Origin of the sequence: Mycobacterium sp. 1245801.1, from assembly GCF_001673055.1 — a bacterium.
In the GTDB taxonomy this organism is placed as follows: domain Bacteria; phylum Actinomycetota; class Actinomycetes; order Mycobacteriales; family Mycobacteriaceae; genus Mycobacterium; species Mycobacterium europaeum_A.
Map to the genome: position 1 here is coordinate 28,171 of NZ_LZKY01000369.1, position 19,766 is coordinate 47,936.

Genomic DNA, 19,766 nt, shown 5'->3' on the forward strand with positions numbered 1-19,766 from the left:
TCGGAACATAACGCCTGGTAGATGGCCCCACAAGTCACCGATGCCACACTGGTGCCCATGACTGAGGCGACCGGCCGGCCACGGGTGGAGCTGCTGACCCGCGACGGGTGTGCCATCTGCGAGCGGGTGCACGCCCGGTTGGTCGAATTGGCCGCCGAGCTGGGCTTCGAGCTGTCGATGACCGACGTCGACGCGGCCGCCGCTACGGGCAACACCGCGCTGCGTGCCGAGTTCGGCGACCGGCTGCCGGTGATCCTGCTCGACGGCCGCGAACACAGCTACTGGGAGATCGACGAGCCTCGGCTGCGGGCCGATCTCGCCCGCTAACCGACCGGCCGTCGCCCGGTCGGCCGGCGGCGGGCCATTATTTGGTAGCCCAGCTGATAAACGATTACCTTGGACAGCAGTTCATTTACTGGAGGAAGCAAGGGAGCTGGCCAGGTGATGCTGCCGTGAGCGTCTTGCTCTTCGGGGTTTCGCACCGCAGTGCGCCGGTCTCCGTCCTGGAACAACTCAGCATCGACGAGGCCGATCAGGGCAAGATCGTCGACCGGGTGTTGCAGTCGCCGCTGGTGACCGAGGCGATGGTGCTGTCTACCTGCAACCGGGTCGAGGTCTACGCGGTGGTCGACGCGTTCCACGGCGGGTTGGCCGTGATCGGGCAGGTGCTGTCGGAACAGTCCGGCATGTCGATGGCCGACCTCACCAAATACGCGTACGTCCGGTACAGCGAGGCCGCCGTCGAGCACCTGTTCGCGGTCGCCAGCGGCCTGGATTCCGCGGTGATCGGCGAGCAGCAGGTGCTCGGCCAGGTCCGTCGCGCCTATGCCGACGCCGAGACCAATCGCACCGTCGGCCGGGTCCTGCACGAGCTGGCCCAGCGGGCCCTGTCGGTGGGCAAGCGGGTGCACTCCGAAACCGCCATCGACGCCGCCGGCGCCTCGGTGGTGTCGGTCGCCCTGAACATGGCCGAACGCCGGCTGGGCGGGCTGTCCGGTAAGTCGGCGGTCCTGGTCGGCGCCGGAGCGATGGGCGCCCTGGCCGCGGCGCACCTGTCCCGGGCCGGCATCGGGCACGTCCATGTACTCAACCGCTCGCTGTCCCGGGCCCAGCGCCTGGTCCGCAAGATTCGCGACACCGGGGTGCCGGCCGACGCCCTGCCGTTGGACCGACTGGCCGACACCCTGGCCGGCGCCGACGTGGTCGTCAGCTGTACCGGAGCGGTGACCCCGGTGGTCTCGCTGGCCGACGTGCACCACGCGCTGGCCGCCGCGCACCGCGACGAAGAGGCGAACCCGCTGGTGATCTGCGACCTGGGCATGCCGCGCGACGTCGACCCGGCGGTGGCCGGCCTGCCCGGCGTCTGGGTTGTCGACGTGGACCGCGTCCAGCACGAGCCCTCGGCCCACGCCGCGGCCGCGGACGTCGACGCCGCCCGCAACATCGTCGCCACCGAAGTTGCTGCCTATCTCGCCGGCCAGCGGATGGCCGAGGTCACGCCGACGGTCACGGCGTTGCGCCAGCGCGCCGCCGACGTGGTCGAAGCGGAGCTGCTGCGCCTCGACAACCGGCTGCCCGGGCTCGAGAGCGCCCAGCGCGAAGAGGTGGCCCGGACCGTGCGGCGGGTGGTGGACAAGCTGCTCCACGCGCCGACCGTGCGGATCAAACAGCTCGCCAGCGCGCCCGGTGGCGACAGCTACGCCGAGGCCCTGCGCGAACTCTTCGAACTCGACCAGACCGCCGTCGATGCCGTGGCCGCGGGCGAATTGCCGGTCATCGCAAGCGGATTCGACGCGGGAACCCCGCAGCAAACCGCCGAGTAGCCGATTGGCGAACGTGATCCGGATAGGCACGCGGGGCAGCCTGTTGGCCACCACCCAGGCCGGAACGGTCCGAGACGCTTTGATCGCGCTGGGACACCCGGCGGAGCTGGTGACCATCACCACCGCCGGGGACCGGTCGTCGGCGCCCATCGAAGACCTCGGGGTCGGTGTCTTCACCACCGCCCTGCGCGAGGCCATGGAAGAGGGCCGTGTCGACGCCGCCGTGCACTCCCACAAGGACCTGCCCACCGCCGAGGATCCGAGGTTTGCTCTGGCGGCCATACCGGTGCGCAACGACCCGCGCGATGCGGTGGTAGCGCGCGACGGGCTGGTGCTCGCGGAGTTGCCGGCCGGTTCGCTGGTGGGCACCTCCTCGCCGCGGCGGGCCGCGCAGCTTAGAGCATTGGGTCTCGGTTTGGAAATCCGCCCCCTACGAGGCAACCTAGATACCAGGTTGAACAGGGTAAGCAGTGGTGATCTCGACGCGATCGTGGTAGCCCGGGCGGGACTGGCCCGGATCGGTCGCCTCGACGATGTCACCGAGACGCTAGAGCCGGTGCAGATGTTGCCAGCACCGGCTCAGGGCGCGCTCGCCGTCGAATGCCGTGCCGGCGATAGCCGGTTAGCGGCGGTGCTGGCGGAACTGGACGACGCCGACACGAGGGCGTCGGTCACTGCGGAGCGAACCCTGCTGGCCGAACTGGAGGCCGGTTGCTCCGCACCGGTGGGCGCGATCGCCGAAGTGGTCGAGTCCATCGATGAGGAAGGCCGGATCTTCGAAGAGCTGTCGCTGCGCGGTTGCGTGGCGGCGCTGGACGGGTCTGATGTGATCCGCGCGTCCGGTATCGGCAGTCCCGGTCGGGCACGAGAGCTTGGGCTCTCGGTGGCCGCGGAGCTGTTCGAGCTGGGCGCCCGAGAGCTGATGAGCGGCGCGCGGCAAGACCCGACGCGAGGAAATTAGAAGCGAGTTACGTGGGAGCGACAATGACGACGCGAGGGCGTAAGCCGACACCCGGCCGCATCACGTACGTGGGCTCCGGCCCGGGTGACCCGGGATTGCTGACGACCCGGGCCGCCACGGTGCTGGCGAACGCCGCCCTGGTGTTCACCGACCCCGACGTGCCCGAGCCGGTGCTGGCCCTGATCGGCAAAGACCTGCCGCCGGTTTCCGGCCCGGCTCCGGCGGAGCCGGCCGCCTCCACCGGCGACGGCGGATCCGAGCCGACCAAGACGCAGCCGGCGGTGATCTCCGGTGGTCCCGACATCCGCCCGGCCCTGGGTGATCCCGCCGAGGTGGCCAAGACGCTGACCACCGAGGCCCGCACGGGCGTGGACGTGGTGCGCCTGGTGGCCGGCGACCCGCTGACGGTCGACGCGGTCATCACCGAGGTGAACGCCGTCGCGCGCAGCCACCTGCACATCGAGATCGTGCCCGGGCTGGCCCCCAGCGATGCCGTGCCGACGTATGCGGGGCTGCCGCTGGGCTCTTCGCACACCGTGGCCGACGTGCGCGACCCACAAGTGGATTGGGAGGCGCTGGCCGCCGCGCCCGGTCCGCTGATCCTGCAGGCCACGTCGTCGCATCTGGCCGACGCGGCACGCACCCTGATCGAGCACGAGCTCGCCGAGAACACCCCGTGCGTGGTGACCGCGCACGGCACCACCTGCCAACAGCGTTCGATCGAGACCACGCTGCACGGCCTGACCGACTCGGCGGTGCTGGGCGGCACCGACCCCGCCGGTCCGCTGACCGGACCGCTGGTGGTGACCATCGGCAAGACGGTGGCCAGCCGGGCGAAGCTGAACTGGTGGGAGAGCCGCGCGCTGTACGGCTGGACCGTGCTGGTGCCGCGCACCAAGGACCAGGCCGGCGAGATGAGCGAACGCCTGACGTCCTACGGCGCGCTGCCCATCGAGGTGCCGACCATTGCCGTCGAGCCGCCGCGCAGCCCCGCTCAGATGGAGAGGGCCGTCAAGGGATTGGTCGACGGCCGCTTCCAGTGGGTGGTGTTCACCTCCACCAACGCGGTGCGCGCGGTGTGGGAGAAGTTCGGCGAGTTCGGTCTGGACGCGCGCGCGTTCTCCGGAGTGAAGATCGCGTGTGTGGGCGAATCGACCGCCGACCGGGTGCGCGCGTTCGGGATCAGCCCGGAGCTGGTGCCGGCCGGTGAGCAGTCCTCGCTGGGCCTGCTCGACGACTTCCCGCCCTACGACAGCATTTTCGACCCGGTCAACCGGGTCCTGCTGCCGCGTGCGGACATCGCCACCGAGACGCTGGCCGAGGGTCTGCGCGAACGTGGTTGGGAGATCGAGGATGTCACCGCCTACCGGACGGTGCGGGCCGCCCCGCCACCGGCGGAGACGCGAGAGATGATCAAGACCGGTGGCTTCGACGCCGTGTGCTTCACGTCCAGCTCCACGGTGCGCAACCTGGTCGGCATCGCCGGCAAGCCGCACGCCCGGACGATCATCGCCTGCATCGGTCCCAAAACCGCAGAGACCGCAGCCGAATTCGGTCTGCGGGTGGATGTCCAGCCCGAGACCGCCGCGGTTGGTCCGCTGGTCGACGCGCTGGCCGAACACGCCGCGCGGTTGCGCGCCGAGGGTGCGCTGCCGCCGCCGCGCAAAAAGAGCCGCAGGCGCTAGTGGCGATCGCAAGCGCGCTGGAGCGCGCGCAGCGGGTCGCCACTCAACGAGCATGAGTGCCTACCCGCGGCAGCGCCCGCGTCGGCTTCGCACCACCCCGGCTTTGCGCCGTCTGGTGGCGCAAACCTCCTTGGAGCCAAGGCATTTGGTGCTGCCGATGTTCGTCGCCGACGGCATCGACGAACCCCGGCCGATCACGTCCATGCCGGGCGTGGTACAGCACACCCGTGATTCGTTGCGCAGCGCGGCCGCCAGCGCGGTCGCCGCCGGGGTGGGCGGGTTGATGCTGTTCGGCGTGCCCCGTGACGAGGACAAGGATTCGATCGGTTCGGCCGGGACCGACGCCGACGGGATCCTCAACGTTGCGCTGCGAGACCTGGCCAAGGACCTCGGCGAGGCCACCGTGCTGATGGCCGACACCTGTTTGGATGAGTTCACCGACCACGGCCACTGCGGCGTCCTGGACGGCCGGGGCCGGGTCGATAACGACGCCACCGTGGCCCGGTACGTGGAACTCGCTGTGGCGCAAGCCGAATCGGGCGCTCAGGTGGTGGGGCCGAGCGGCATGATGGATGGACAGGTGGGCGCGATCCGCGACGGGTTGGACGCCGCGGGCTTCACCGACGTGGCGATCCTGGCCTACGCCGCCAAATTCGCCTCGGTGTTCTACGGCCCGTTTCGTGAGGCGGTCAGCTCGAGTCTGTCCGGCGACCGGCGCACCTACCAGCAGGAGGCGGGCAACGCCCGCGAGGCGCTGCGCGAGATCGCGCTCGATCTCGACGAGGGTGCCGACATCGTGATGATCAAACCGGCGATGAGTTATCTCGACGTGGTCGCGGCCGCGGCGGATGTCTCGCCCGTTCCCGTCGCCGCCTATCAGGTGTCGGGGGAGTACGCGATGATCTGCGCTGCCGCCGCGAACAATTGGATCGACGAGCGCGCCGCGGCGCTGGAGTCGCTGACCAGCATCCGGCGCGCCGGGGCCGATATCGTTCTCACCTATTGGGCCGCCGATGCGGCAGGGTGGCTTTCGTGAGATGGGGCTTGCGATGACGACCGGCGGCGACACCGCACCCAAGCCGTTGTTCTACGAACCCGGTGCGAGCTGGTGGTGGTTGGCGTGCGGCCCGCTCGCGGCGGTGGCGATGATCCTGATCGAAATCTGGAGCGGTGCCCCGGTGTCGCTGGTGGTCCCCGCGATCTTCCTGGTGCTCGTGTCGGCGTTCCTGGGGATACAGGTGAAGGCCGCCCGGATCCACGTCTCGGTCGAGCTCACCGAGGACGCGCTGCGCCAGGGCACCGAAACGATTCTGGTGCGCGAGATCGTCAAGGTGTATCCCGAGCCCGAAAATCACGAGGCCTCCGGGAAGGACCTGGCGCGCTGGCAGTCGGCCCGGGCCCTGGGCGAACTGGTCGGGGTGCCGCGCGGACGCGTCGGCATCGGCCTCAAGCTCACCAATGACCGCACCGCCCAGGCCTGGGCGCGTCGGCATCGTCAGCTGCGGGCCGCGCTGACCCCACTGGTGCAGGAGCGGGTGGAGCCGACCCGCTCCGATGCCGTCGACCGGGAGTGGGACGACGACACCGGGGCGGCGCAATGAACTCCCGCTATCGCGCGATCCTCGAGCTCGGCCTGGCCGGCGCCGCGTTCGTCTGCTCGGGGTTGTCCTGGTGGCACTCGCATCACACCGTGTCGGTGGCGCCGATCGCGGACGGTCAACCCTCCACCACGTCGGTGATCTATGACCCGCAGCTGCTGCTGCTCACGCTGGTGCTGTTGACCACAGCCGGGGTGCTGGCGGTCGTCGGAGGTGCCAGGCTGCGCCGGTTGCGCTCGCGCGCTAAGGCGTCTTCCTGACCAGCGGCAACGCCATCCGGCGGCGCAGCACGATGGCGTCGGCCCGATCCTGCAGCGCCTCGTGAACCGAGCGCATGATCGGGAAGCTGGCGTCATGACCGGTGTCATCTAGCGCCTGGGTCACCGCTGAGCTGGCGACGAGGGTCCAGTCCACCCCGGCGGCGCGACAATCGGCGTCAAACGCGTACAGCAGCGAGATGCCGGCCTCAGCAAATTCACTGACGTCCGCCACGTCGAGCACCACGGGGTTTTCTCCCAGCGTGAACCGCGCGATGTGGTCACTGAGGCGGTCGACATTTTCGTCGTCGATTTCGCCGCGAATGTGCACCACGGTCGCCAGGTGGCGGTAGTGCGCCCGGACTTGTGCGCCGTCGCAGTCAAATACGCAGTTGTCGTGGCCGGTCTGGTTGCCTGCGATCGTCATGCAGACCCCTCACTCTCCGTGGCGCTCGCGCGGTCTTCGGAGGGCGCCGCCACGCTCACCAAAGTGTGATTCAAACGTTAGGCCGCAAGCCTAAGGGGATCGGAAGCCGTGTCTAACGCTTTGCTAAGAAGCGAATGCGGCCCCATTGCGGCCGAGGGCTGAGCAAACGCCCAGCGGGTCATCGGGCCCATGGATTACCCCGGAACCCGGTTTGCCACACCACAACCGTCCACCCGAGCCGACGATTGCGCTGCTAGGCTGCCAAGGCTGCCGGTTCTAGTCGGGGGGCTTGTGAAAAGGCGAGATTTCCCGCTCGGCCGAAGTAGCGCGAAACGGAACGGCCACGATTCGGACGGGAAGAGCAGCGTGCGGGGCGGAGAGATCAGGGGCGAGATCACGGCCCTGACGGGGCTCCGCATTGTCGCCGCGCTCTGGGTGGTGCTGTTCCACTTCCGGCCGATGCTCGGCGACGTCTCGCCCGATTTCCGCGACGCCCTTGCGCCGGTGCTCAACTGCGGCGCCCAGGGTGTCGACCTGTTCTTCATCCTCAGCGGGTTCGTGCTGACCTACAACTATCTCGACCGCATGGGCCGGTCCTGGTCGACCCGCGCGACCCTGCATTTCCTGTGGCTGCGGCTGGCCCGGGTATGGCCGGTGTATCTGGTCACCCTGCATCTGGCCGCCCTGTGGGTGATCTTCACCCTGCACGTCGGTCATGTGCCGTCGCCGGACGCGGCGTCGCTCACGGCGATTAGCTACGTGCGCCAAATCCTGTTGGTGCAGTTGTGGTTTGTGCCGTTCTTCGACGACTCGAGTTGGGATGGGCCGGCCTGGTCGATCAGCGCGGAATGGCTGGCTTACGTGCTCTTCGCCGTCATGGTGCTGGTCCTGTTGCGGATGAAACAGGCGACCAGGGCGCGCAGCTTGATGGTCCTGGCCTTCGCGGCGTCGCTGCCGCCGGTGCTGATGTTGCTCGCCAGTGGCCACTTCTACACCCCGTGGAGCTGGCTGCCCCGAATCGTCACCCAGTTCACCGCCGGCGCGCTGGCCTGCGCCGCGGTGCGCAGGCTGCGCCTGACCGATCGCGGCCGCCGCGTCGCCGGATACGTGTCCCTGCTGCTGCTGGCCGCCATGGTGGGCGTGCTGTATTGGTTTGGCGCGCACCCGATATCGGGAGTCGTGGAGAACGACAGCGGTGGCGTCGTCGACGTGTTGTTCGTTCCGCTGGTGATTTCGCTGGCCGTGGGGCTGGGCAGCCTGCCGCGGGTGCTGTCGACCCGAGTGATGGTGTACGGCGGCAAGATCTCGTTCTGCCTGTACATGGTGCACGAGCTGGTGCACACCTCCTGGGGATGGGCCGTGGAGCAATTCGAGCTGCCGACTTTGGATAACCCGTGGAAGTGGAACATCATCGGCCTGCTCGCGATCGCCCTGGGCGCCTCGGTGCTGCTGTATCACGGCGTCGAAGAGCCCGCCCGCCGCTGGATGCGCAAGATGGTCGATGTCAGGGCCGTCAACGCGAGAAGCGATCCCGGCGAGCCAAACAGTAAGCTGCATCCGATCGACCGTCCGCTGGAAGCGGTTTCGGCCCGCGCGGTGTGATGGCCGCCTCAGCGGCCGGCCGCGACTCACGGGGAATACTTGATGAGGACGCGGCGGCACCCGACGATGCCGTTGACAGTGGAGGTGAGAGTGAGTCGTCTGGCCACCTTTCTCATTGGGTTGAGTTTTCTGGCGGGCGTAGGCATCGCATACCCGGTGCAGGTGCGCACCTACGAGACACTGACGCTCGACTTCCGGCTGAATCATGTGGCGGTGGTGGGGGACTCGTATACCACCGGAACCGATGAGGGCGGTCTGGGTTCCAGATCCTGGACGTCGCGCGCCTTCCAGGTGCTCGGGTCACGCGGTTCGCGGATCTCGGGCAGCGTGGCGGCGGAAGGCAGGGCCGGTTATGGCACCCCCGGCGACCACGGCAGCATCTTCGAGGATCTGACGCCCAAGGCGGTGCAGCCCGACGACGCGCTGGTGGTGTTCTTCGGGTCCCGCAACGACCAAGGGGTCGATCCCGGGTACCTGACCGAAAAAACCCACGCCGCTTTGGATCTGGCGCGCCGGCTGGCGCCGGCGGCGCGGCTGCTGGTGATCGGACCGCCGTGGCCGACCGCCGACGTGCCGCCTTCGATGTTTGTGATCCGCGACATTCTCGGCGGCGCGGCCGGGGCGGCGGGGGCAACCTTCATCGACCCGATCGCCGAACACTGGTTCGTCGGCCGGCCCGACCTGATCGGTGCGGACGGCGTGCATCCGAACGACGCGGGGCACCAGTACATGGCGGACAAGATCGTTCCACTGATTCGCACCCAGCTGTCGACCTGACTCAGGCGTGGCGGGCGGCTTCCCGGGCCAGCTGAACCCGCGAGGACACCGCGAGTTTGGCGTACACGTGCGTCAGATGGGTCTGGACGGTGCGCGGGGAGATGAACAGCCGCGCCGCGACGTCTTTGTTGGGCAGTCCTTGGCTGACGAGCCGGATGACGTCGCGCTCGGTGGGAGTCAGGGACTCCCATCCGCTGGCCGGGCGTCCGCGTGCACCGCGGCCGCGCCGCGCGTAGCTAATGGCCTCCTGGGTGGATAGCGCCATGCCTTCGGACCATGCCGATTCAAATGCGCTGTCGCCCAGTGTTTCTCGTGCTTGCGTCACCGAGTCGTCGTAGGCGGCCTGAAACACCTGGAACCGTACCTCGCCATGGCGGCGGCGGATGCCCTCGGCCGCACCGAACAGCCGGGCGGCGTGCTCCGGGCTGGTGTCGGCGGCCAGGGCGGCGAGGCGTTCGAGGGCGCCGGGCAGCTGCAGGTAGCCGCCGGTGCGTTCGGCGGTTTCCAAAGCCTCGTACAGATCGCGTTCGGCCTGCTGCGGTTCGCCTTGCGCGACCGCGACTGCCGCCCGCGCGGTCAGCACCATCACCCGATGACTTCCCGGAACCACGGCGACGGCATCGTCGGCCCAGCGGCGAGCGGCCACGAGGTCACCACAGCCCAAGGCCGCATCGGTCATGGGCGCCAGGCTGCGCACAAACAGCTCCTTGAGCGGAGAGGTCGACTGCCAGGCCGCCTCACACGCATCCCTGGCCGCCGCGACGTCGCCGCTTGCCAACTCGGCGTTGGCCAGCGCCACGTACGCGGTGTCCTCATGGAAACCGCCCATGGCAGCACCGTTGTCCAAGGCTACTTGCGCCGCGGCGCGGCCCGCGGCGGCATCGCCAGTGAACGTCAGCGCCTGTGCCAGCGTCATGAGGCCGAATGTTTCCATCGCGAGATCCTGTGCGGCCCGGGCTTCTTCGACCAGCGCACGCGATACCCGTAGCGCCTGGGCGAACTTGCCCTGCATCGCTAACGCGCCGGTGAGAAACACCCGGCCGTAGCGCGACATGAAGCTGTCGCCCAACTGGTCCGCGAGGGCACGCCCTTCCTCGCCGGCGGCCTGCGAAGCGACGGGATCACCGCTGACGTTGCCGACGAAGCATTGATAGCAACGCACGTGGTAAAGCGCGGCGTCGTCACCCGCGGCGCGGGCCAGCTCGGCCGCCTCGGCGAAATACGGCTCCGCCAGCGCGGCTTCGTTCATCGCCAGTACGGCGCAGGCCAGTAGGATGCTCACCAACAGTGCGTGGTCGCCCAGTTGACGGGCAGCGGCCAACGCTTCCTCTGCCCGCTGCGGGCTGGTCGGGACGGAGTGCCAGACCGCCAGCAGGTTGGCATCGGCCACCGCGCGTACCCAGATCTCCGGGGCGACAGCGTCATCGCTATAACGCTCGTCGGTGAAGACCGCGTCGAACCCGGCCACACCCTCCCGAAATCGCCCGCGCGTCACCCAAACTCGCTGCAGCGACGAGACGACCTGCAGCGCGAGCCCGAATTCGCCCGCGTCGCAACTCCACGCGTGTGCCGCCCGCAGGTTGTCCATTTCGAGTTCGGCCCACGGCACCAATGGCGTTCCGTCGCCGCGAATCTGCGATTCCAGCGTCACCGCGGTGGCGGTGTAGTGGTCGCGGTGCCGGGTCCGCACCACCTCGGCCTCGCCCGACTCGGCAAGTTTCTCCAGACCGTACTGGCGGACGGTCTCCAGCAGGCGGTAGCGCATGATGCCGTCGATTTCGTCGGTCACGACCAGTGACTTGTCGACGAGCAGCCCGAGCAGATCGATCAGCTGGAAGTGCTCGGCATCGGTGTCGGCGCCCACGGCGTGCGCGGCGTCCAGGTCGAAACCGCCCATGAACACCGCCAGCCGGCGGAACAGGACGCGTTCCGGTTCGGTGAGCATGGCGTGCGACCAGTCGATGGACGCGCGCAGCGTCTGCTGACGGCGAACCGCGGTGCGCGCACCTCCGGCGAGCAGGCGGAAGTTGTGATGCAAGCCGTCGACGATCTGGCTGAGCGACAGCGTGCGGGTCCGGGCCGCGGCGAGCTCTATCGCCAGCGGCATGCCGTCGAGGCGACGGCAGATCTCGGCAATCGCGGACGAATTAGCCTCGGAAAGAACGAAATCCGGACGGGTACGGCGGGCGCGGTCGACGAACAGTTCGACGGCCTCACCGTCCACCGACAGCGACGGCACCCGCCAGGTCAGCTCGCCCACGATGCCGATCGGCTCGCGGCTGGTCGCCAGCACGGTGACCTCGGGTCCCGCCTCCAGCAACGCCACCACCAGCGCCGCGCTGGCGTCCAGCAGGTGCTCGCAATTGTCCAGAATCAGCAACATCTTTCGGTTGGCGACGTAGCGGGACAGGGTCTCCATCGTGGAGCGGCCCGGCTGGTCGGGAAGACCCAACGTGCGTGCCACGGTGACGGGGACCACCAACGGATTGGTCACCGGGGCAAGGTCGATGAACCACGCCCCGCCGGAGAACCCGGCGCCGATCTGGTCGGCGACCTGCACCGCCAACCGAGTCTTGCCGACGCCGCCCGCCCCGGTCAGGGTCACCAACCGGTTTTCCTTCAAAATCTGTGCGATGTCGTCGATTTGGGCGCCGCGGCCGACGAAGCTGGTCAACTGGCTCGGAAGCCGGTTTCCCACAACGTCATTCGCTGTGCGCAGCGGCGGGAAGTCATTGCGCAAACCGGGGTGGCTGAGTTGGAAGACCCGTTCCGGTCGGGGTAGATCCCGCAGCGCGTGCTCGCCCAGGTCCGTCAGCCACGCATCGGCGGGCAACCGGTCGATCACCAACGGTTCGGTCGCGCCGGACAGCACGGTCTGGCCGCCGTGGGCGAGGTCGCGCAGGCGTGCGGTCCGGTTGATGGTGCTTCCCGCGTAGTTACCGGCGTCGCGCAGCTGAATCTCACCGGTGTGCAGCCCCAGGCGGATCCGGATCGGCGGCTGCACCGTTAGCTGAATCTGCAGCGCGCAGGCGACCGCGTCGCTGGCCCGCGCGAACGCCAGCACGAAACTGTCGCCCTCGCCCTGTTCGACCGGCCGCACGCCGCCGTAGCTGGCCACCAGCTCGTTGACCGTCCGGTTGAGCTGCTCGAGCGCGGTCGTCATGGTGTCGGACTGGGTTTCCCACAGCCGCGTCGAGCCTTCGACGTCGGCGAGCAGCAGCGTCACCGTTCCAGTGGGCAGCTCGCTCACGCTCTGCTCGCTCCAATTCAGCAGCGGCATGTCCGCCGGCGGATCAATCCTGATCATGTTAGCCAGCATGCGGGCGCCGCGCGGGGAAAACATCAGCACAATCGCGTACACCGCGGCCGCGACCATGCGGATCTACCGAGAATGGTCCTTTGCTAAGGGCGAATCAGTCGTCGGCGTGCCGCTCGTAGTCCCAGCGCTCCAGGCGGTCCTGCACATGCAGGAAGCCGATTCCGGCGAAGGGCGCGGCTAGTGCGATGCAGACCAGCAACAGCGGAGACATGACCCTAAGACCTCCAAAAACCCTTCACTGATCTGACGTCGGTCGACCACGAGAAGTTCATTACCGTTCACCCGTTCGCCAGGGCGCGGTCCGCGAGCGCACCCATAAGCGGTGCCACCAACTGCGCGTACTCGGTTGTCACATGGTTGTCGTCGCGGAAGACCAGCGTGTTGCCGACGACGATCGGGCAGCGGTCAGGGGTGCAGAACATGTCGGTCAGGTCGGCGTAGTGGCCGCCGCTGCGCGCCGTCACCGCCTGCTCGGCGGCGATCCCGTCGCCGTCCACCGCCGCGACCTTCGTTGGCGTGCAGGCGTTTACGTCGTCGAGGTGGGCGGACAGGCAGGTCGGCGCCGACGAATGCGGGTCGGGTGCGGGCCCGAGCACCAGGACGGTCGCGCCGGTGTCGCGCAGCTGCGCCACGGTGCGCCCGAGGGTGTCGATCCAGGCCGGGTCGTAGGAGGCGAAGCCGAAGTCCCCGCCGTAGCGCCGGCTCATGTCCAGCACGATCAGGCGCGGGTGTTCGGCCCTCATCCGGCTCATGATCTGGGTGCGCCACTGTTCGCATTCGGTGTACTCGCGGCCCAGGTACGGGCTCACGATGCGCAGGTCCTGCAGCGGGCAGGTCACCTTGGCCAGCGTCTCCAGCCGCCAGTGCCGTTGCTCGGCGAGCTGCTCGAACGCGGGGTTCCACATGGCGGCGTGCGAGTCGCCGATCAGGGCGACGGTGGTCGGCGAGGCGGTGTCGCCGGTCGCGCACTCGCTTTGTCCGACGTCGCGCCAGGAGCGCACGCAGCCGTTGACGAACACCGCGGCCTTGTCGGCGGACGCCTTGGCCAGCGGCGGGTCCAGGTTCGACGGGACGGCTCGCAGGCCGACGGCCGCGGCGAGCGCCACGCGGGCCTGGTCGAACGCCTGACGAACCGCCGCTTCCTGCGCGCTGACGGCGGGGACGCTGGACGGGGGCGTCGCAATGATGTTGGCGCGGGGAGCGGCGACCCCGTGCCCCACCGGTGCCGGTATCACGTTGAGCAGCAGCATGCATGCGCACGCGGTGGCGGCACTCGCGCCGCCCGCCACCACCAGGCTGACTTTCGCCGAACGGCGCAGCGCGGCGGCGAAGCGGCCGGGATTCTCGACCAAATGAAGGGTGATGACGGCGAGTCCGGCCGACACGGCCGTCGCGCTCAGCCGGGCCGGCAGCCCCGCGGGCTCACCGAGCAGCGCCGGCATCAGCAGCAGCACCGGCCAGTGCCACAGGTACCAGGAGTAGGAGATCCGGCCGATCGCGCGCATCGCCGGGCGGCACAGCAGGCGGCCGGGCCCCAGCCCCCCGGTGACGGCGCCGCCGCCGATGATCAGCGCGGTGCCCAGCACCGGCAGCAGCGCCTCGGTGCCGGGATAAGGCGTGTGGGAGTTGAGCTGGGTGCAGGTCAGCAGGATCAACGCCAGACCGCCCCACCCGACGATCGACGCCGTTCGCAGCGACAGCCGGCGCCACTGCTGGATCGACAGGGCCACCAGGCCGCCGGCCGCCAGCTCCCAGGCGCGGGTGGGCAGCGAGAAGAACGCCCACGACGGCGAGGTGCGGGTCCACACCGCGCCTGCGGTCAACGACGCCGCGGCCACCGTCGCGAGGATCACCGCGTACGGTGTCGCGCGCGTCACGTCACCGCGCAGCCGCGGGATGCGCCGCAGCAACCAGGCCGTGGCGATGATGAGCAGCGGCCACACCAGGTAGAACTGCTCCTCCACCCCCAGCGACCAGTAGTGCTGAAACGGTGACGGCGCGTCGGTGGTCAGGTAGTCGGTGCCGCGCAGCGCGAACCGGTAGTTGCCGACGTACAGGGCGCTGGCGATGCCGTCGAGGAACACGCTGCGCGCCTGCAGCGGCGGCAGCACCGCGGCGGCACCGATCGCGGTGATGGTGCCGACGATGGCCGCGGCCGGCAGCAGCCGTCGGGCGCGCGCACCGTAAAACCGGCCCAGCGCAACGGTATTCGTGGTGCTCGCCTCGCGAAACAGCAGCCCGGTGATGAGGAACCCGGAGATGACGAAGAAGACGTCCACACCGATGTAGCCGCCGGTGATTCCGGGGATGCCGGCGTGGTAGAGCACGACGGCGATCACCGCGACGGCGCGCAGTCCCTCGATGTCGGGCCGGAATCCCCTTCGGGCGGTCCGCCGCTCCACCTGTTGTGGGCTGCTGGCGACCGATTGCTCCCGAAGTGTCATCTGCGTGGGCTAGGTCGCCATCCAGGCCAGCTCGCCGGGCAGTTGGCTTCGCCAGTAGGCGATGTCATGGCCGCCCAGCGAGAAGCTGCCCGCCGGTTGGGTTTTCAACTGGTAGACGAATTGCTTTGTGGCGAAGTAGAAGCGGTCGAAGTTGCCGCAGTCCACGCGCAGCGGAATCGAATTCAGTGCCGGCAGGCCGAGCACGCTGTTCTGCACGAAGTCGTCGTTGCTGTCGAACGCCCCGGGGGCGCTGGTCGCATAGGAGGTGTACAGCGCCGGGCTGATTGCGCAGATGCCGGCGGTGCGCGACGGGCCGAGCTTGGCGCCCAGGCGAAGCGCCCCGTAGCCACCCATTGACCACCCCATGAAGCCGACCCGGGAGGTGTCGAAACCCATCGTCGAGAGCATCGGCAGCAGCTCGTCGAGCACCATGGCGCCGGAGTCCTCACCGGAAGTCCTTTTATGCCAATAGGTGTTGCCGCCGTCGACGCCGACCACCGCGAACGGCGGCTTGCCCTCCTTGACCAGCTGGGCCAGCCCGTCCGGGACGCCCATGTCGAGCATCTGGTTCGCATCCCCGTCCACGCCGTGCAGGGCGATCACCGGGCGCAGCATCCCGGTCTGCCCCGGCGGCACCGCGATCACGTAATTGGTCTTGATGCCCCCACGGGCCGCCGAGACGAAAGAACCGGTCAGCTTGGTCGGCAGGGTCTTGCCCGCCGTCGGCGGCTCGAACGGCGCGGGAGCCTGCGGCAACGTCGCGGCGTGCGACGTTCCGGGAGCCAGCAGGGAGCTGAATGCGAGCACGCCGGCGGCTCCGAGGGTGCCACCGGCGCCCATCCGGAGCACCGCTCGGCGTGTGAGGTCAGGCATGATCGCAATAATGCCGCGCTGACCGGGGATTACCCGCCGAGCCACGCCGTATTGGAAGCATTGTGTGATCCGGTGTGACCATTCGGTCACGCAGCGGTGATCTTTTCCGGCGTCGGGCGGTCACCGGCCAGGGCGATGGTGGCGCCGGGTTGCGGCATCGCGCGGAAGATCGTAGTCATCGTAGCGCCGTTATCGCCGGATGCCGCCGCCTGAATCATTGCGATCGTATTGCCTTCCGGGACAGCGCAGATGCGGTGCGCGGGTGCCGCCCGTCCGGCGGCCGGACGTCCCCGCTCGGCGCTCGCCGCCGCGGGTTGCCGTGGTGACGGCGGCGCCCGGACGGGGATGCAATCTCGCAGGTTTCAACCCTCGCCCCTCGGCGGTGACTTCAGCAGGATGGACGGTTGCTGCACAGGGCCCACAGCGGAGCGAAAGAGGATTGTGAATTGAGTCTCGCGTTTCATTGGTTTCTGCCGACCTACGGCGATTCGCGGAATCTGGTCGCGGGCGGGCACGGCACGCCGATGTCGGGCAATCGGCCCGCGACACTGAAGTACCTGCACCAGATTTGTACGGCCGCCGAAGACAACGGTTTCGAGGCGGTCCTCACGCCGACGGGATTGTGGTGTGAGGACGCGTGGTTGACGACGGCGATGCTGGTCGAATCGACCGAGACCCTGAAGTTCCTGGTCGCGTTCCGTCCCGGCATGCTCAGTCCCACCCTGGCCGCCCAGATGGCCGGGACGTTCCAGCGGCACTCGGACGGACGGCTGCTGCTCAATGTCGTCACCGGCGGTGAACCGCACGAGCAGCGCGCCTATGGCGACTTCCTGGACAAGGAGGCGCGGTATGCCCGCACCGCCGAGTTCTTGCACGTGGTGCGGCAGCTGTGGACCTCGAACGAGCCGGTGACCTTCGCCGGGGAGCACATTCAGGTCGAGGGTGCCCAACTGAACAACCCGCCCGACCCGATACCGGCGGTGTTCTTCGGTGGATCGTCGGCATCGGCCGGACCGGTGGCGGCCAAGCACACCGACGTGTACCTCACCTGGGGCGAACCGCTGACCGCGGTCGCCAAGAAGCTGGACTGGATCCGCGGGCTGGCCGTCGACGCCGGCCGAATCCTGCAGTACGGCTTGCGGATTCACGTGATCAGCCGTGATACCTCCGCCGAGGCCTGGGCGGAGGCCGATCGGTTGCTGTCCGCGATCGATCCCGCCGACATCGAGCGGGTGCAGAGCAGCCTGGCGCGCAGCGAATCCGAGGGCCAGCGCCGCATGCTGGACCTGCACGGCGGCGACAGCAGCAAGTTGCTGGTCGCGCCCAACCTGTGGGCCGGGGTGGGCCTGGTCCGCGGGGGAGCGGGCACCGCGCTGGTCGGCTCGCACGCCGAGGTCGCCGAGCGGCTGGCCGAATACGCCAAACTGGGCATCTCCCACTTCATCTTGTCGGGATATCCGCATCTGGAAGAGGCCTACTGGTTCGGCGAGGGCGTGCTGCCGATCCTGGAGCGGATGGGGTTGTGGCGCCACCCCAACCGCCAGTCCCATCCGGCCGCGGGTACGCCGTTCGCGGTCGCCTCGGCGCACTAAGGGGTCATGGCAGCCACCCTGCCCGCGTCCGCACCCGCCGGCCGGGCTTCCGACACGGTAGACGAATCCGCCGCGCAACGGCGCCGGCGGCTGCGCATCGTGGTCGCGGCGAGCCTGCTGGGCACCACGGTCGAGTGGTACGACTTCTTCCTGTACGCCACCGCGGCGGGCCTGGTGTTCAACAAGGTGTTCTTTCCCAACGAGAGTTCCTTGGTGGGAACGCTTTTGGCGTTCGCGACCTTCGCCGTCGGGTTCGTCATGCGGCCCATCGGCGGGCTGGTGTTCGGCCACATCGGCGATCGCATCGGACGCAAGCGCAGCCTGGCGTTGACCATGCTGATCATGGGCGGCGCGACGGCACTGATCGGGGCATTGCCCACGGCCGCCCAGATCGGCGCGTGGGCGCCGGTGCTGCTGCTGGCACTGCGGGTGCTGCAGGGTTTCGCGCTCGGCGGTGAGTGGGGCGGGGCCGTGCTGCTGGCCGTCGAACACAGCCCCGGCGACCGGCGCGGCCGCTACGGTGCGATCCCGCAGGTGGGGCTGGCCCTGGGTCTGGCCCTGGGCACCGGCGTGTTCGCCTTCCTGCAGGTCGCCTTGGGCCAGACGCGGTTTCTGTCCTACGGCTGGCGCATCGGCTTCCTGCTGAGCGTGCTGCTGGTGGCGATCGGCGTGGTGGTGCGGCTGCGGGTCGAAGAGACCCCGGCGTTTCGTGAGCTGGGCGAGCTCGAGGCGGCGTCCAGCGTGCCCATCCGCGACATCGTCCGCGAACCCCGGTCCCGGCGAAACACCTTGCTGGGGCTGCTGTCTCGCTGGGCGGAAGGTTCGGCCTTCAACACCTGGGGCGTTTTCGCGATCAGCTACGCCACCGGCGCGCTGGGCTTCAACAAGGTCTCGGTGCTGGTGGTGGTGACCATCGCCGCCCTGCTGATGGCGGTGCTGCTGCCCGTCTCGGGAGCGTTGACCGACCGGTACGGCGCCCGACGGGTGTATTTGGTCGGGGTGGCCCTCTACGGCCTGGCGGCCTTCCCGGCGTTCGCCTTGTTCGGCACCAGGAACCTGGTGTGGTTCGGGCTGGCGATGGTCCTCGTGTTTGGCGTCGTGCATGCGCTGTTCTACGGCGCCCAAGGCACGCTGTACTCGTCGCTGTATCCGACCGGCACCCGCTACACCGGTTTGTCGTTCGTCTACCAGTTCTCGGGCGTGTACGCGTCCGGGGTGACGCCGATGATTCTCACCTCGCTCATCGCGGCCGTCGGTGGCGCGCCATGGCTGGCCTGCGGGTATCTGGTTGCCACCGCGGTGATCAGCGTGATCGCCACGGCCCTGATCCGCGATCGCGACCTGTACCTGTAAGTCGTTGTTGCTGCGGGCCGCAAAGCCCGCTAGCGTCCGGGCATGGCCAGCAATCCGCAACTGCGCCAACGGCTGTCGCAGCGGCAGCTCAGCATGATCGCGCTCGGCGGCGTGATCGGCGCCGGCCTGTTCGTCGGGTCCGGGGTGGTGATCAAGAACACCGGTCCTGCCGCGTTTCTCACCTACGCGCTTTGCGGTGTGCTCATCGTGTTGGTGATGCGGATGCTCGGTGAGATGGCGGCCGCGAACCCCTCGACCGGATCGTTCGCCGACTACGCGGCCAAGGCCCTGGGCGGCTGGGCGGGCTTCTCGGTCGCGTGGCTGTATTGGTACTTCTGGGTGATCGTGGTGGGTTTCGAGGCGGTCGCCGGCGGCAAGGTGCTCAACTACTGGTTCCACGCACCGCTATGGCTGCTGTCGCTGTGCCTGATGGTGTTGATGACGGCGACCAACCTGTTCTCGGTGTCGTCGTTCGGTGAATTCGAATTCTGGTTCGCCGGAATCAAAGTCGCGACCATCGTGATCTTCCTCGTAGTGGGAACGGTGTATGTCGCAGGGCTGGTGCCGGGCCATCACGGTGGTCTGGCCAATCTGGGATCGCACGGCGGGTTCTTTCCCCACGGCGTGGGTGCGGTGTTCGCCGCCATCGTGGTGGTGATCTTCTCCATGGTGGGCGCCGAGATCGTCACCGTCGCCGCCGCGGAGAGCCGCGACCCCGAGCTCGCGGTGCAAAAGGCGACCCGCTCGGTGGTGGCCCGCATCGGGATCTTCTTCGTCGGTTCGGTCTTCCTGCTCGTGGTGCTGTTGCCCTGGGACTCCGTGGAACTCGGCGCCTCGCCGTACGTGGCCGCGCTCAAACACATGGGGCTGGGCGGCGCCGATCAGGTGATGAACGCGGTGGTGCTGACCGCGGTGCTGTCCTGCCTGAACTCCGGTCTCTACACCGCGTCGCGCATGTTGTTCGTGCTCGCCGAGCGGGGCGAGGCGCCGACGCGGTTGGTCAGGCTGAGCGGACGCGGCGTCCCCCACATCGCGATCCTGTGCTCGTCGGCGGT

At 68.7% G+C, this 19,766-nt stretch carries 16 protein-coding genes; 12 read left to right on the plus strand and 4 right to left on the minus strand.

Translation table 11 applies throughout. From position 1 onward, the window contains the following. Positions 1-57 precede the first annotated feature (57 nt). The 7 genes from A5622_RS23375 (at position 58) to A5622_RS23405 (ending at position 6,327) form a co-directional block, all read left to right on the plus strand. The gene (locus tag A5622_RS23375) at positions 58-327 is read left to right on the plus strand and encodes a glutaredoxin family protein (protein ID WP_066859639.1); all 270 of its coding nucleotides are present in this window, start codon (positions 58-60) and stop codon (positions 325-327) included. A 125-nt stretch (positions 328-452) separates the two neighbouring features. Then, complete coding sequence (locus tag A5622_RS23380; protein WP_066859629.1) at positions 453-1,823, plus strand: glutamyl-tRNA reductase; 1,371 nt, start codon at positions 453-455, stop codon at positions 1,821-1,823. A 13-nt stretch (positions 1,824-1,836) separates the two neighbouring features. Then, the gene (gene hemC, locus A5622_RS23385; protein WP_066881522.1) at positions 1,837-2,784 is read left to right on the plus strand and encodes a hydroxymethylbilane synthase; all 948 of its coding nucleotides are present in this window, start codon (positions 1,837-1,839) and stop codon (positions 2,782-2,784) included. A 23-nt stretch (positions 2,785-2,807) separates the two neighbouring features. Further along, positions 2,808-4,469 (plus strand): uroporphyrinogen-III synthase, encoded by a 1,662-nt coding sequence (locus tag A5622_RS23390; RefSeq protein ID WP_066881508.1) that lies wholly within the window; start codon positions 2,808-2,810, stop codon positions 4,467-4,469. Between the two features lie 52 nt (positions 4,470-4,521). After that, positions 4,522-5,505: a porphobilinogen synthase gene (gene hemB / locus A5622_RS23395; RefSeq protein WP_082984722.1), complete on the plus strand. Its 984-nt coding sequence runs from the start codon at positions 4,522-4,524 to the stop codon at positions 5,503-5,505. A gap of 13 nt (positions 5,506-5,518) precedes the next feature. Beyond that, positions 5,519-6,070, plus strand: coding sequence for a DUF3093 family protein (locus tag A5622_RS23400; RefSeq protein ID WP_066868617.1), 552 nt, complete (start codon positions 5,519-5,521; stop codon positions 6,068-6,070). Continuing rightward, the gene (locus A5622_RS23405; RefSeq protein ID WP_066881510.1) at positions 6,067-6,327 is read left to right on the plus strand and encodes a hypothetical protein; all 261 of its coding nucleotides are present in this window, start codon (positions 6,067-6,069) and stop codon (positions 6,325-6,327) included. The genes A5622_RS23400 and A5622_RS23405 overlap by 4 nt, the downstream gene beginning before the upstream one ends. Here the strand turns inward: A5622_RS23405 and A5622_RS23410 are convergent. Beyond that, complete coding sequence (locus A5622_RS23410) at positions 6,311-6,751, minus strand: STAS domain-containing protein (RefSeq protein WP_066881512.1); 441 nt, start codon at positions 6,749-6,751, stop codon at positions 6,311-6,313. The two genes, A5622_RS23405 and A5622_RS23410, sit on opposite strands and share 17 nt — an antisense overlap. A 366-nt stretch (positions 6,752-7,117) precedes the next feature. On the opposite strand from A5622_RS23410, the gene A5622_RS23415 reads away from it, so the two are divergent. Continuing rightward, positions 7,118-8,353, plus strand: a complete 1,236-nt coding sequence (locus tag A5622_RS23415; RefSeq protein WP_066881514.1) for an acyltransferase — start codon at positions 7,118-7,120, stop codon at positions 8,351-8,353. Between the two features lie 90 nt (positions 8,354-8,443). Continuing rightward, positions 8,444-9,130: a GDSL lipase gene (locus tag A5622_RS23420; protein WP_066868600.1), complete on the plus strand. Its 687-nt coding sequence runs from the start codon at positions 8,444-8,446 to the stop codon at positions 9,128-9,130. Between the two features lies 1 nt (position 9,131). On the opposite strand, the gene A5622_RS23425 is transcribed toward A5622_RS23420, so the two are convergent. The 3 genes from A5622_RS23425 to A5622_RS23435 form a co-directional block, all read right to left on the minus strand. Then, positions 9,132-12,449, minus strand: coding sequence for a LuxR C-terminal-related transcriptional regulator (locus A5622_RS23425; RefSeq protein WP_066881524.1), 3,318 nt, complete (start codon positions 12,447-12,449; stop codon positions 9,132-9,134). Positions 12,450-12,727: 278 nt separating this feature from the next. Continuing rightward, a complete protein-coding gene (locus A5622_RS23430) occupies positions 12,728-14,851 on the minus strand; it encodes an acyltransferase family protein (RefSeq protein WP_082994670.1) in 2,124 nt (707 codons plus the stop codon). Between the two features lie 51 nt (positions 14,852-14,902). Next, positions 14,903-15,766 (minus strand): esterase family protein, encoded by an 864-nt coding sequence (locus tag A5622_RS23435; protein ID WP_197499568.1) that lies wholly within the window; start codon positions 15,764-15,766, stop codon positions 14,903-14,905. Between the two features lie 446 nt (positions 15,767-16,212). Here A5622_RS23435 and A5622_RS23440 point away from each other — a divergent pair, with 446 nt between their 5' ends. The 3 genes from A5622_RS23440 to A5622_RS23450 all read left to right on the plus strand — a co-directional run. Continuing rightward, positions 16,213-17,358: an LLM class flavin-dependent oxidoreductase gene (locus A5622_RS23440; protein WP_066868594.1), complete on the plus strand. Its 1,146-nt coding sequence runs from the start codon at positions 16,213-16,215 to the stop codon at positions 17,356-17,358. A gap of 6 nt (positions 17,359-17,364) precedes the next feature. Beyond that, positions 17,365-18,711, plus strand: a complete 1,347-nt coding sequence (locus A5622_RS23445; protein WP_066881518.1) for an MFS transporter — start codon at positions 17,365-17,367, stop codon at positions 18,709-18,711. 42 nt (positions 18,712-18,753) lie between these two features. Beyond that, positions 18,754-19,766 (plus strand): amino acid permease (locus A5622_RS23450; protein ID WP_066881520.1); only part of this gene is annotated, 1,013 nt, incomplete at its 3' end.